Source organism: Notoacmeibacter sp. MSK16QG-6, assembly GCF_024158145.1.
Classification (GTDB): Bacteria; Pseudomonadota; Alphaproteobacteria; order Rhizobiales; family Rhizobiaceae; genus Notoacmeibacter.
In genome coordinates this window covers 1,546,614-1,558,788 of the sequence record NZ_JAMYXM010000001.1, presented here as the reverse complement: position 1 = coordinate 1,558,788, position 12,175 = coordinate 1,546,614, and the positions used below count along the sequence as shown (strand labels likewise).

Sequence of the window (12,175 nt, the reverse complement as noted above, 5' to 3'; positions counted from 1 at the left end):
TTGCCTCTGGCGCTCACATGTTCGCCGATGAAGCGTCACACTGGGATATTCTGGAAGCGTTCTTCCCGACAGACCGCATCAATCATAGCGAGGCCTATAGCTTGGGCAACGGCAAACACACGAACTGGGTGTAAAGCTATTTCTCCCAACTGCGCCTTATGGTTCGGAGGCAGCAAATGGCGTCAGCCACAAATGCCTATACCAGTACCCAGCCAACGCGACATTGTGCGAAGATTACCGCCACCGCGGCAATGGTAGGAACGCTTTCAGTCTGATCGGCAATGCGCTTCTCTCCCCGGCAAGCTGGACGTGGTGCGGGTACTGGCGGGTACTGGCAGCAATAATTTGCTTGACAAACGAAAAATCGACTGCGACAAGTTAGACACGTCGTACTGATTGAGTTTCTTAAGGCGCGGTGCGATGATTGAGTTTCAGCCAAAAATTCAGAAGATTATCGAACTGCTAGTCTATTTGGCTGAGCGGCGGCCGGGCTGCGATATCTACCAAGTAGTCAAGCTGTTTTATCTCGCTGACCGCCGCCATTTCGAGCGCTTTGGAAGGCCTATTTCGTTCGACCGTTATTTCGCCCTTCCTTACGGCCCCGTTGCTTCAATAGCGATGGATCTGGTGAACGGTAATGCCTACGCCTTAAGGGAAGCTGGAATAAAAAGACTCCCAATCGATATAACTTTTGAACATCGAGGAAATCAGTACGAAGCTCCGGTCCTCGGGATGCCGCATCGAGAGTTTGACAGAACTTTATTTTCCAAAAGCGATCTTTCAATTTTTGACGAGATAATAGAGGAGTACGGCGACAAAGATTTCGATGAACTATACAATCTGACGCACTCTCATCTTGCATACAAAGAAGCGTGGGAGAATAGACGCGAGCCCGGCACGAAACGTGCGGAGATGTTTTATGAAGAGATGATAGAGGATGACGCTCGTCGTACGCAAATCTCTTCTGATATCAATCAAGTAGCTCAGCGCATGTAGGCAGCGCATGAAAATCGGAGAGGCCTACAAGTGGATTACAGAGAGGGCTGTAGGTTATGACCTGCGGCCAAAGATTCATGTTTATATTGGCCCTTCTGACTGGTCTATCGATAGAGACCATGCTTTTCTATTTGTGAATTCTGCTGATTACGGCGGGTGCTGCCCAATATATGCTGAAAATCACGAATTCCTTGAATATGACTCGTATATTTCGTGCCAATCAATAGTCACGTACGACGCTGGCGAATTGCCAGATCCTATGGAAGCGATTGGCCGCATAGATAAGGCCACAGCGACCCGCCTTCTGGCGTCCATTGAAGACAGCTTCATCATGGAACAACGGCAAATCAGCTTTTGTTGCGGCTTGTTATCTCGCGCTCTCAACCCGCGCTAAGGGTTCGATGACATTCCCGCGCTCGTCGGCGCCCTTGCTAACGGGCTCTACTTCGGCGGGAACCAGCATACACCATCCGCCCCATTGCGTGTATCCACGCGGCCCGCGTTTCGTATCTTCGTAAGCGTCTGCATGATCTTGTCGCCCAGCGCGACCTAAAAGCCTCCTCGTTCACGTCCCATCCTTTATCGGCAGAAATTCGAAGAGCTAAGCTCCATCTAAAACTACCGCATTTGATCTCGCAACTACTCCCCCTTCACCAAATCCGCTGCATCCGCCTCCAGCGCAGCAGCAATCTGGTCGAGCGTTTCCAATGTGACGTTCATCTGTCCAGCTTCGATCCGGCTGACATAAGCCTGATCCGCGCCGATCCGCATGGCGAGTTCCTCCTGCGACACCTTCAATTGCTGCCGGCGCCGCCGAACTGCCTGACCGAAACGCTTCTTGATCTCCATGAGAAAGAAGGAGCGGTCGGTGGTTGAAAAGTTCTATGTATCATAATACATATTTTATCGATGTTCATCGCTGAAAGGCGGAACCATGGACGACTATAATTTCCGCGCCGATCTGCTCGATACGTTCCAGTCCGCGCCGGACGCGATCAAGGCGCTGATGCTGATCCTGCCTTTGGTCTTCGCGCTCGGCCAGCTGGCCGTGATGCTGCATCATTTCCGCGCCGCGCGGCGCCTGGAACGGCATTACGCGATAGAGCGCGCCGCGCACGAAGCCGAATGGGAGCGGATGATGGAGGCGACGCTGGCCGATCTGCGCTGGCAGGAGAATGGCGGGACGGGCCGCCCGCCGCGCCCGCTGCGCAAGGACGAGCGCTTCGACCCGACGCTGATGCTGGGTCGGAATTGACGGCGCGTTCCACCTCCCCCTTGAGGGGAGGTCGGAGAGGCAAGCGAAGCGAAGGCGATCCGGGTGGGGGTATTCGCCGAGCCCGGTCAGCCAGAACACCCCCACCCGAAAGACGCTGCGCGCTTTCGACCTCCCCTCAAGGGGGAGGTGGGCGTTTCCTGCCCCGCCATGATGACGTTCGAAGGTGCCGGGCATGGATCCTCGGATCAAGTCCGAGGATGACGAAGCTGCTATAGAAGTGCCAAGTCCTTCAACGCCGCGATGCGGAGCCGCTTTTGACACCCTATCGGAACGTTCAGGCCCAATAACACGGTCGTCATCCTCGGACTTGATCCGAGGATCCATGCCGGAACGATGGCGCGCTGCCGACGCGGTCGAAATATTCTTATCCACCCCTTCTCAACCTCTCTTATCCTCCTCGCCACTGCCTTCCAGGAGCGACGGGATCGCGAACCGGAGATGTCGTGGGGGCGGGGCGAGCGTAGCGCGCCGATGGCGAATCCGTGGTCATCGGCGGTGGGGTGTCAGCAATCCCCTTCGGCTACGGGTTTGCGACAGCCGGGACCGTTCGAGCCTGCGGGCAAGGGACCGGCGGCGGGGTTCGGCCACGGGGGGTTCTGCCACCGGGAAGGCCGCCCGTCACAGCGGTGAACGCCACAATTCGCCCGGATGGCGGCCGGAAGGTCGCACCCACACACAACAGATGACGCGTTCTTTCGGCCGCCATCCACCGCTCCACTCCTCATTGGCCAGACGGCGCAAGGCCGGGCGTGGCGGCATTCGCGCGCGCTTGTCATAAATCAACCGACCGGCGCTTTGCTTTTCAGCGCGCCGGGGGCAGACTGGCGCAATGGCGACGAAAGAGACCGGCGAGCAGGACACCAAGACCTACTGGGCGGAAGAGCGGACCGACTGGGCCGAGGACCGCACGGTGCTGGCCAATGAGCGCACCTTCGCCGGATGGATGCGCACGGGCCTTGCCGCCGTCGGCATCGGCCTCGGCACGCAGGCGATTTTCCGCGCCGCCGAACCGACCTGGGTCGCCAAGCTCGCCGCCAGCGGTTTCATCGCCGTGGGCGTGCTGATCTTTTTCCTGGCCTGGAAGAATTGCTGCGGCCTGCTCGACCGGCTGGACTGCCATGCCGCCGAGCCCATCCCACGCCGCCATCTCGGCACGGTCGCCGCGCTGTTCGGCGTTGCCAGCGCCATCGTCGCCGTCGTGCTCTGGCTGATCTGATCGGTGCCGATCTGAACTGGACTTGCATGGCGCGGCGCGCAGGCGCAAAAGGCGTTTCATGCGCCGAATCGACATCGACACCTGGGACCGCGCCGGCCCGTTCCGGCTGTTCGCCACTTATGAGCGCCCGCAATACGGGCTGACGGCGCGGCTCGACGTCACGCGCCTGATGCATGTGCTGAAGCCCGCCGGCCACCGGCCCTTCATCGTCATGCTCCACGCCTTCTGCCAGGCCGGCAATGCGGTGCCGGCTTTTCGCCAGCGCCTGCGCGGCGGCATGAATGGCGAGGCGCTCAGTGCGGTCGAGCATGAGCGCATCGGCGTCTCGCCCACCGTGGCGCGACCGGATGGCAGCTTCGGCTTCTGCGCTGTGCCCGCCGCCGATGATTACGCCGCCTTCGCGACGGATGCCGCCGAGCGGATCGCACGGGCGGCGGAGGATGCGGGGCTGGACGATCCGGCGGAGGGCGATGGCTGGCTTTATCTGAGCTGCACGCCTGCCGTCGATTTCACCGCGCTCACCAATGCGATGCGCGATCGGCGTGATTGTGTGCCGCGCATCGTCTGGGGCAAGTTCGTCGAGAACGGCGTGGGCCGCTGGTCCTGCGCGGTGTCGGTCGAGGTGCACCATAGCCTCGTCGATGGCGGGCACATCGCCGCTTTCCTGGCCGAAGCGCAAAAGATCATCGACACGCTGGACGCGTAGGCGCCGGACCTGCCCTGTCAGTCACGCGCCATGGCGTGATATTCGGAGTTCGGCGCCATTTCCGTCGCGCTCGCCAGCCGGTTGCTCATGGCGTAAAAACCGGTGACGGAGGCGATGTCGAAAATATCGCGTTCGGAAAAGCCGGCATCGCGCAGCGCCTGCCGGTCCGCTTCCTCCATTGCGGCCGGGGTCACGCTCAGCTTCTCGGCAAAGGCCAGCATGGCCTTCTGACGATGTGGCAGATCGGCCGCCCGCCAGTTCTGCGTGATCGTTTCCGCCAATGCCGGATCGCCGGTGAGCTGCCGCAGCGCCGCGCCATGGGCTGTCAGGCAGTAATGGCAGCGATTGATCGCCGAGACCGTGACCGCGATCATCTCGCGCTCGGCCTTGGTGAGGCCGGAAGGCGCCAGCATCAGCCCATTGTAGAACCTGGCGAAAGCGTCCAGCCGCTCGGCATCGAAAGCGTGGGCGACGAGTACATTGGGCACAAGGCCGAGCTTCTCTTCACATTTGTCGAAATAGGTTGCGACCCCCTCGGGCAATGGCTCTTCCGGCGGCAGATCGATGGCCATGGCCCTTGGCAGCCCGTCTTGCCGCCATTGCCCTTCCGGTATCGGCTGCTTCTCCTTCGCATCGGCCATTTTGTATCCTCCATCCGCGTCTTCTTCGACGATCCCCCTACCATCTGCCGCCGCAACGTGGCAGGCAGGCACCGGTGGAAAACGAAAGCGCCGGAGGACGGCCGCCATGAACGACGGCGCATCGACTGCGACCAGCGAACCAATTTCAACGAAGCCCATGGAGCGCGCCGGCAAACGCGGTCTATGGGGCTGGATGTTTTTCGACTGGGCGGCGCAGCCCTTCTTCACCGTCGTCACCACCTTCATTTTCGGACCCTATGTGGTGAGCCGACTGGCCGATGATCCGGCCACGGGCCAATCCGCATGGGCATTCGGCGTTGCGGCAGCGGGATTGATCATCGCGGTGCTATCGCCCGTGCTCGGCTCGATCGCCGATCAGAGCGGGCGCAAGAAACCTTGGATCGCCGGCTTTGCCGTTCTCAAGGTCGCCATGCTGCTGACGCTATGGTTTGCCGCTCCCGGCGCATCGCTGGTCTGGGTCGTGGCCGCCTTCGCCATTGCCACCATCGCGGCGGAGTTTTCGATTGTCTTCAACGATTCCATGCTGCCGCGCATCGCCACTGCCGAGCAAGCGGGCCGGGTCTCGAACACGGCCTGGGGTCTCGGCTACGCTGGCGGGTTGATCGTCCTCGCCTTCACCATCGCTCTTCTGGCGGCGAATCCCGAAAGCGGACGAACACTGATCGGCATCGAGCCGCTTTTCGGTCTCGATCCGGCGGAAGGTGAAGACGCCCGCATTACCGGCCCGATGGCGGCGATTTGGTACCTCATTTTCATTCTGCCAATGTTCCTGTTCACCCCGGACGCCAAGCGCCGGAAACTGAAGCTTGGCAGCGCCGTGCGTGGTGGCCTTGCAGAATTGCGGTCGACCTGGACCGAAGTGAAACGCCAGCCTGGCATCGCACGATTTCTGGCTGCCCGGATGATCTACCAGGATGGCGTGAACGCCCTGATCGCGCTGGGCGGGACCTACGCCGCCGCGCTCTTTCTGTGGCCGGTCATGGAGATCGGCATTTTCGGCATCATTCTCAATCTGACCGCAATCCCGGGCTGCCTGCTTGCCGCCAGGCTCGACAAAACGCTCGGGTCGAAAAAGCTGGTGATCGGGTCGGTCTGCCTGCTTTTCATTGCCGCGCTCGGCATCGTCTCGACCAAGGCCGGGTCCACGCTGTTCGGCGTCATTCCATTATCGACCGACGATAGCGGCGGCCTGTTCGGGACCGCAGCCGAGAAGGCCTATATTCTCTACGGTCTGTTGATCGGCCTCACCTTCGGTCCGGTTCAGGCATCCTCACGCGCATGGATGGCGCGGAGCGTGCCGGAGGAAGAGGCGGGCCGCTGGTTCGGCTTCTACGCCCTGTCGGGCCGCGCCACAAGTTTTCTCGCCCCTCTCCTTGTCGGCATCGTCACGACGGTGAGCGGATCGGCGGCGCTTGGCATGTCGGTTATTCTGCTCTTCCTGATCATCGGATTCGCCATCGCCGTACGAACGCCTTATCCCGCTGCCGATCCCCAAACTCTGTTGCGCATTGGCTGAACGGCGCGTCGATGGTTAACAGGGGTTTAACCCTTCGGCCCTAGGCTGAGCGCATTATGGCGGGGTATGTCCCGCCCGCTTTGCCATGGGGAAATCCGAGCGATGAGCGACATTCACGACCGTTACGCCTTCGATATGGAGGATGCCGATGAAAGCGCGGTCCGGACTTTTTTGCGCAACGCGGTTGGCCGACTCTTCGGTCTGGCAATTCTGGCTTTCGTTGCGTTCGGCGTCGTGGCCCTTTCCTCCTGGCATGTCGACGACCCCTCCTTCAGCCTGGCGACCGAGCGCCTGGCAAAAAACACCATGGGCTTTCCCGGTGCGGCCTTCGCCGATATCGCCGTCCAATTCCTGGGGCTTGCCACCATCGTGGCGCTTCTGCCCGCGATTGCGTGGGGCTTCCTGCTCGCGGCGGCTCGTCCGATCGACAAAAAGGCGATCCGCCTGGCCGCATGGCTTGGATGTATCGCCCTCGCGGCAGCCGCACTGGCTTGCCTTCCGGTCCACCGGGCGTGGCCGATTCCCTCCGGTCATGGCGGCGTCATTGGTGACATGATGCTGCGTTTGCCGGCTTTCGCTTTCGGACGACCGGTGGCCGGTTGGATCGCGGTCGTGATCGGCCTGCTGACCAGCGCCGGCGCTATCTGGCTGTTCACGCGCGCGGCAATCTGGTCGCTTCTGCCGGCTCTGAAGCCGAAACTCCCCGAAATTGAGGACGAGCCGGAAACCGCCGACGATTGGGACCTCGACGAACCGCGCGATGAACCGCTTTGGCGCAGGGCTTCGCTGGCCTTGCTCGGCGCCCTTACCCACACATTCTATAAAATACGGGCGGGCAGGAAGCGCAGCCGAATGGCGCAAGCGAATCGCGAACGCCTTGAGCCGCCTCGTCTACGGCCTGCCAATGACCGACCGGCCCAGCGCCAGCCTGCTGTCGACTGGAATGACGAGCGGGAGCAGGAATTGCCGGATATGCCCCCGGACGGCCTTCTGATCGATGATGAAGACGCCGCCTATCTGGAAGATCGCAAGGAAGCGTCCGCCGATACCGATGAGCAGGACGCTCCATGGGATGAGGATGACGGTTTCCTCGAAGATGAGGACGAGGCCTTTGCCGATGCGGAACCGGATGAAAGAGTGGTGCCATTTCGCCCGCAACTCGTTCATTCCAGCGAGAAGCAGAAAAAGGCTGAAAAACCGGCCGCGCCGGCAGCGACAAGGCGTGCGGCAGCCAAACCGGCCCGTAGCGGCAAATTCGAATTGCCTTCGCAGCGCTTTCTAGCCGAGCCGAAGAAGCAGCAGAGCGGCATCCGCGTGACCGAAGCGCAGCTGGCCGACAATGCCCGCCAGCTCGAAGCCGTTCTCAACGACTTCGGCGTAAAGGGCGAGATCATGACGGTGCGCCCCGGCCCGGTCGTAACGCTCTACGAATTGGAGCCGGCGCCCGGCGTCAAATCGTCGCGCGTCATCGGTCTTGCCGAAGATATTGCCCGCTCCATGAGCGCCATTGCAGCGCGCGTCGCCGTCGTGCCGGGCCGCAATGCGATCGGCATCGAACTGCCCAACGATCACCGCGAGACCGTTTATCTGCGGGAAATCATCGGCAGCAAGGACTTTCAGCAGACCAAGAGCAAGCTCGGGCTGTCGCTTGGCAAGACGATCGGCGGCGAAGCCGTCATCGCCGATCTCGCCAAGATGCCGCATCTGCTGGTCGCTGGCACCACCGGCTCGGGTAAATCCGTGGCGATCAACACGATGATCCTGTCGCTGCTCTACCGTATGACGCCGCAGCAGTGCCGCCTCATCATGATCGATCCGAAAATGCTCGAATTGTCGGTCTATGATGGCATCCCGCACCTTCTGTCGCCGGTTGTCACCGATCCGAAGAAGGCCGTCGTCGCGCTCAAATGGACGGTGCGCGAGATGGAAGAGCGCTATCGCAAGATGAGCAAGGTGGGCGTTCGCAACATCGACGGCTTCAACAGCCGCGTCGGCGAAGCAAAAGCCAAGGGCGAGACCATTACCCGCACCGTGCAGACCGGCTTCGACCGCGAAACCGGCGAAGCCATCTACGAGCATGAGGAAATGGATCTCGATCCAATGCCTTACATCGTCGTCATCATCGACGAGATGGCTGACTTGATGATGGTCGCGGGCAAGGAGATCGAAGGCGCGGTGCAGCGTTTGGCGCAGATGGCTCGCGCCGCCGGCATTCACGTCATCATGGCGACCCAGCGCCCCTCGGTCGACGTTATCACCGGCACGATCAAGGCCAATTTCCCGACCCGCATCTCCTTCCAGGTGACCAGCAAGATCGACAGCCGCACCATTCTCGGCGAGATGGGCGCTGAACAATTGCTCGGCATGGGCGACATGCTCTACCAGGCCGCGGGCGGCCGCAGCCAGCGCGTCCATGGACCGTTCGTTTCCGACGAAGAGGTCGAGACCGTCGTCAATCATTTGAAGACGCAGGGTGTGCCGGAATATCTCGACTCGGTGACCGAAGATACCGACGATGAGGACGAAGGCGCGGGCGGTAGCGGCGGCGGCGGTGGAGATGGCCCCGCGACTGACAGCGACGATCCCTACGATCAGGCAGTCGCGGTCGTCCTGCGCGATGGCAAGGCTTCCACCTCTTACATCCAGCGTCGCCTCGGCATCGGCTACAATCGCGCCGCCACCATTATCGAGAAGATGGAGGAGGAAGGCGTGATCGGTCCCGCCGACCATGCAGGCAAACGCGAGATCCTCGTGCCGCGCGACGAGTTCGACGATTGATCCGGTCGGCAAAATGAACGCACAGCGCTCGAAACGTGCCATCCTGTTGCCTATCTATGCGGCTATCGGTGCGCCGAAGAAGAGGACGACGCCAATCACGAGGACTTCCATGATTAAGACCAAGCGCCGCTTCAAGAGTCTGGCCATTCTCCTGATCGGAGCAGGTATTGCTCTCGGTGCCGGCATTCAGGCTCAGGCCAGCCAGACCGCGCAGCAGATCGCCAACCATTTTGCTTCGGTCAAGACGATGAGGGGCGAATTCGTCCAGTTCGGCCCGCGCGGCGAACAGACTGCGGGCACTTTCCAGATCGCGCGGCCCGGCAAAATTCGCTTCGACTACGAGCCGCCAGCGAAATTCCGGGTGATCTCAGACGGTCGCAACCTTCTGCTCAACAATCAGAAGCTCGACACGTTCGACCTCTATCCACTGTCCAAGACGCCGCTGAAGCTGCTGCTCAACAATAAAATCAATCTGTCGGGGCGGCAGGTGCAGAGCATCAAGGAAGAGCCTGATCTGGTGACGGTCGTGATGGCCGACAAAAGTGTCTTCGGCAATTCGAAGATCACGATTATGTTCGATCCGAAGACAAACGCGCTGCGCCAGTGGACGGTGACGGACAATCAGGGCAAGGACACCACGGTCATGCTGTTCAACGTGCAGGAAGGCGCGCGTGTCGATACTTCGCGGTTCCGCATCGATTACAGCAAATATAACTGGCAGGCCGGTAACGAGGCCGCCAGTAGCGCCAAACGCTGAACGATAGCCATTCGGCTTTTTGGCCGAAACCATTTGGATAACCTGCAAAGGCCCGCAAAAAGCGGGCCTTTTTCGTTGCATGAGTGAACATGCGCAGTCAATTTGCGCCCGAACTTGGGAAAATCGCGAAACGCAATGTCACTATCCATCGCCACTTGGAACATCAATTCGGTCCGCCTTCGGCTGCCGCTGGTCGAAAGTTTTCTGGCTACCTACGCCCCGGATGTGCTCTGCCTGCAGGAAACCAAGTGCCCGGACGACAAATTCCCCTTCGATGCCCTGCGGCAAAAAGGCTACCAGGCAATCGAGGTGAATGGCCAAAAGGGCTATCACGGCGTGGCGACACTCTCTCGCAGGCCGCTTAGGCTGGTCGAAAAGCGTGAATATTGCGCCAAGGGCGATTGCCGGCATCTCTCCGTCATCGTCGAGGAAGGTGACAGGCGGATCCTGCTGCATAACTTTTATGTGCCGGCGGGCGGAGATGAGCCGGACCCGGAGATCAACCCGAAATTTCGTCACAAGCTCGATTTTCTGGAAGAGATGCAGGGCGTCCATGCCGAGGATGACCGGGCAGATGCATCCGTTCTCGTCGGCGATCTCAATATCGCGCCGCTCGAGACCGATGTCTGGAGCCACAAGCAGCTTTTAAAGGTGGTCAGTCACACCCCCATCGAAACCGATACGCTGGAGCGTCTGCGCGTCGGCAATGGCTGGGCCGATCTCATGCGCACCATCATTCCGCCGGAAGAGAAGCTCTACACCTGGTGGAGCTATCGGGCGCGCGACTGGAATGCGTCCGACCGGGGCCGCCGGCTCGATCATATTTGGGGCAGCCCGGAGCTGGTGCCGCACCTGACCGGATTGGATGTTCTGCGCGAAGCGCGTGGATGGGAACGACCGAGCGACCATGTGCCGGTCATTGCCCGTTTTAATTTCGATTGATTGGTGCCGGGTCTGCGGAAACGGTTTAGCTGACCGCCCGAACTATGCCCTGCCAAAAGAGCGATCTGTCAGAACCGATGCAAGTCAGGCGGGATCGTCGAACCGGCTCGAAAGCGCGCCTATACGGGCCGTCATGGTCTCAAGACGTCGGCGGATGGTCTCATGCATGGTGGCGGCAAGCTCGGGATATTCTTCCAGAACCCGGCGCAGCGTGGTGCGATTGAGACGCAGAACACTCGCAGGGCCGTCCACGACCTTGGCCGTTCCCGGCCGCGTCGTCGTTGCGATCAGCGACAGTTCTCCCAAAACAGCGTCGCGCCCCAGCATATCCTCGTGGCGATCCGCGCGGGCCTTCAACGCGATTGTGCCGGACCGGACGACATAGGCGCTATCGGAATTGGCGCCTTCGCGGAACAGTTCCTGTCCCTCTGCCAGATCGATGACTTCGCTGGCGAAAGCGAGAATACGCAACTGTTCCGCGTTCAGCGATGAAAGCAGCGGGATTTGCGACAGGGCGGCGATGTCGTCTTGAAGAGCCATGCATGTTCGCTTTTGGGAAGGGTTCGGCGCCGCTTCTATCACGCAAGCGGCAGATCAGGGAACCAGCTTGTAGCCGCCGCCTTCGGTCACGATGATTTCGCAATTGGACGGATCGCGCTCGATCTTCTGGCGCAGGCGGTAGACATGCGTTTCCAGCGTATGGGTCGAAACGCCGCTATTATAGCCCCAGACCTCTTCCAAAAGCGTGTCCCGCGTCACCACCCGCTGGTCGGCGCGGATCAGGTAGCGGATGATATTCGCTTCTTTTTCCGTCAGCTTGATCTTGCCGTCATTGCGGTCGAACAAGGCCTTCTGCTTGGGCTTGAACGTGTAGGGCCCGACCGTGAAGCTGGCGTCTTCCGATTGGTCGAACTGGCGCAATTGCGCCCGGATGCGCGCCAGCAGAACCGCAAAGCGGAATGGCTTGGTGATGTAATCGTTCGCGCCCGATTCCAGCCCGAGGATAGTATCGGAATCGGTATCCTGCGCGGTCAGCATGATGATCGGCGTGCGCAGCCCGTTCTTGCGCAGCATTTTGACGGCCTCGCGTCCGTCGAGATCCGGGAGGTTGACATCCATGATGATCAGATCGACCACATTGGTGCGCGCCATATTGATTCCAGCCGTCGCGGAATCGGCTTCGATGACCTCGAACTCATCATAGAGGCCGAGCTGCTCGACGAGCGTCTGCCTTAATGTATCGTCGTCATCGACGACGAGAATGGTTCGCGTGGTCATGGGCGCCTCGGAGACATAGGGTGAAAAAATACTGCGGATACCGGAAGA

12 protein-coding genes and 1 pseudogene are annotated in these 12,175 nt (G+C 60.4%); 9 read left to right on the top strand and 4 right to left on the bottom strand.

Annotated features, from left to right (window positions below; all coding sequences use genetic code 11):
• Positions 1-11 precede the first annotated feature (11 nt).
• A pseudogene (locus NIM86_RS07550) lies at positions 12-382 on the top strand (transposase); the annotation flags it as partial.
• A 38-nt stretch (positions 383-420) separates the two neighbouring features.
• On the top strand, positions 421-996 hold the full coding sequence (locus NIM86_RS07545; RefSeq protein WP_253380553.1) for a Panacea domain-containing protein: 576 nt from the start codon (positions 421-423) through the stop codon (positions 994-996).
• A gap of 639 nt (positions 997-1,635) precedes the next feature.
• Here the strand turns inward: NIM86_RS07545 and NIM86_RS07540 are convergent.
• Positions 1,636-1,845 carry a helix-turn-helix domain-containing protein gene (locus NIM86_RS07540; RefSeq protein ID WP_253380551.1) on the bottom strand — a complete coding sequence of 70 codons (210 nt, stop codon included), beginning with the start codon at positions 1,843-1,845 and terminating at the stop codon, positions 1,636-1,638.
• A gap of 85 nt (positions 1,846-1,930) precedes the next feature.
• On the opposite strand from NIM86_RS07540, the gene NIM86_RS07535 reads away from it, so the two are divergent.
• The 3 genes from NIM86_RS07535 to NIM86_RS07525 all read left to right on the top strand — a co-directional run bounded on the left by NIM86_RS07535 (position 1,931) and on the right by NIM86_RS07525 (position 4,194).
• A complete protein-coding gene (locus NIM86_RS07535; protein ID WP_253380549.1) occupies positions 1,931-2,251 on the top strand; it encodes a hypothetical protein in 321 nt (106 codons plus the stop codon).
• 850 nt (positions 2,252-3,101) lie between these two features.
• Positions 3,102-3,488, top strand: a complete 387-nt coding sequence (locus NIM86_RS07530) for a YidH family protein (RefSeq protein WP_253380547.1) — start codon at positions 3,102-3,104, stop codon at positions 3,486-3,488.
• A gap of 58 nt (positions 3,489-3,546) precedes the next feature.
• The gene (locus tag NIM86_RS07525) at positions 3,547-4,194 is read left to right on the top strand and encodes a CatA-like O-acetyltransferase (RefSeq protein WP_253380545.1); all 648 of its coding nucleotides are present in this window, start codon (positions 3,547-3,549) and stop codon (positions 4,192-4,194) included.
• Between the two features lie 17 nt (positions 4,195-4,211).
• Here the strand turns inward: NIM86_RS07525 and NIM86_RS07520 are convergent, their stop codons facing one another.
• The gene (locus tag NIM86_RS07520; protein WP_371872839.1) at positions 4,212-4,835 is read right to left on the bottom strand and encodes a peroxidase-related enzyme; all 624 of its coding nucleotides are present in this window, start codon (positions 4,833-4,835) and stop codon (positions 4,212-4,214) included.
• A gap of 106 nt (positions 4,836-4,941) precedes the next feature.
• Here NIM86_RS07520 and NIM86_RS07515 point away from each other — a divergent pair, with 106 nt between their 5' ends.
• From NIM86_RS07515 to NIM86_RS07500, 4 genes are all read left to right on the top strand, one after another.
• Positions 4,942-6,372, top strand: coding sequence for an MFS transporter (locus NIM86_RS07515; RefSeq protein WP_253380543.1), 1,431 nt, complete (start codon positions 4,942-4,944; stop codon positions 6,370-6,372).
• Positions 6,373-6,474: 102 nt separating this feature from the next.
• Positions 6,475-9,150 carry a DNA translocase FtsK gene (locus NIM86_RS07510; protein WP_253380541.1) on the top strand — a complete coding sequence of 892 codons (2,676 nt, stop codon included), beginning with the start codon at positions 6,475-6,477 and terminating at the stop codon, positions 9,148-9,150.
• Between the two features lie 109 nt (positions 9,151-9,259).
• Positions 9,260-9,907 (top strand): outer membrane lipoprotein carrier protein LolA, encoded by a 648-nt coding sequence (locus NIM86_RS07505; protein ID WP_253380539.1) that lies wholly within the window; start codon positions 9,260-9,262, stop codon positions 9,905-9,907.
• Between the two features lie 135 nt (positions 9,908-10,042).
• Positions 10,043-10,849 (top strand): exodeoxyribonuclease III, encoded by an 807-nt coding sequence (locus tag NIM86_RS07500; RefSeq protein ID WP_253380537.1) that lies wholly within the window; start codon positions 10,043-10,045, stop codon positions 10,847-10,849.
• 84 nt (positions 10,850-10,933) lie between these two features.
• Here NIM86_RS07500 and NIM86_RS07495 read toward each other — a convergent pair whose 3' ends face one another.
• Both NIM86_RS07495 and NIM86_RS07490 read right to left on the bottom strand, forming a co-directional pair.
• Positions 10,934-11,389 (bottom strand): cyclic nucleotide-binding domain-containing protein, encoded by a 456-nt coding sequence (locus NIM86_RS07495; RefSeq protein WP_253380535.1) that lies wholly within the window; start codon positions 11,387-11,389, stop codon positions 10,934-10,936.
• Positions 11,390-11,443: 54 nt separating this feature from the next.
• Positions 11,444-12,127, bottom strand: a complete 684-nt coding sequence (locus NIM86_RS07490) for a response regulator transcription factor (RefSeq protein ID WP_253380533.1) — start codon at positions 12,125-12,127, stop codon at positions 11,444-11,446.
• Positions 12,128-12,175: the final 48 nt, after the last annotated feature.

Excerpts from the sequence above, each read along its gene's own strand:
- NIM86_RS07545 (WP_253380553.1), top strand. The coding sequence starts at position 421 with ATGATTGAGTTTCAGCCAAAAATTCAGAAGATTATCGAACTGCTAGTC.
- NIM86_RS07540 (WP_253380551.1), bottom strand. The coding sequence starts at position 1,845 with ATGGAGATCAAGAAGCGTTTCGGTCAGGCAGTTCGGCGGCGCCGGCAG.
- NIM86_RS07535 (WP_253380549.1), top strand. The coding sequence starts at position 1,931 with ATGGACGACTATAATTTCCGCGCCGATCTGCTCGATACGTTCCAGTCC.
- NIM86_RS07530 (WP_253380547.1), top strand. The coding sequence starts at position 3,102 with ATGGCGACGAAAGAGACCGGCGAGCAGGACACCAAGACCTACTGGGCG.
- NIM86_RS07525 (WP_253380545.1), top strand. The coding sequence starts at position 3,547 with ATGCGCCGAATCGACATCGACACCTGGGACCGCGCCGGCCCGTTCCGG.
- NIM86_RS07520 (WP_371872839.1), bottom strand. The coding sequence starts at position 4,835 with ATGGCCGATGCGAAGGAGAAGCAGCCGATACCGGAAGGGCAATGGCGG.
- NIM86_RS07515 (WP_253380543.1), top strand. The coding sequence starts at position 4,942 with ATGAACGACGGCGCATCGACTGCGACCAGCGAACCAATTTCAACGAAG.
- NIM86_RS07510 (WP_253380541.1), top strand. The coding sequence starts at position 6,475 with ATGAGCGACATTCACGACCGTTACGCCTTCGATATGGAGGATGCCGAT.
- NIM86_RS07505 (WP_253380539.1), top strand. The coding sequence starts at position 9,260 with ATGATTAAGACCAAGCGCCGCTTCAAGAGTCTGGCCATTCTCCTGATC.
- NIM86_RS07500 (WP_253380537.1), top strand. The coding sequence starts at position 10,043 with ATGTCACTATCCATCGCCACTTGGAACATCAATTCGGTCCGCCTTCGG.
- NIM86_RS07495 (WP_253380535.1), bottom strand. The coding sequence starts at position 11,389 with ATGGCTCTTCAAGACGACATCGCCGCCCTGTCGCAAATCCCGCTGCTT.
- NIM86_RS07490 (WP_253380533.1), bottom strand. The coding sequence starts at position 12,127 with ATGACCACGCGAACCATTCTCGTCGTCGATGACGACGATACATTAAGG.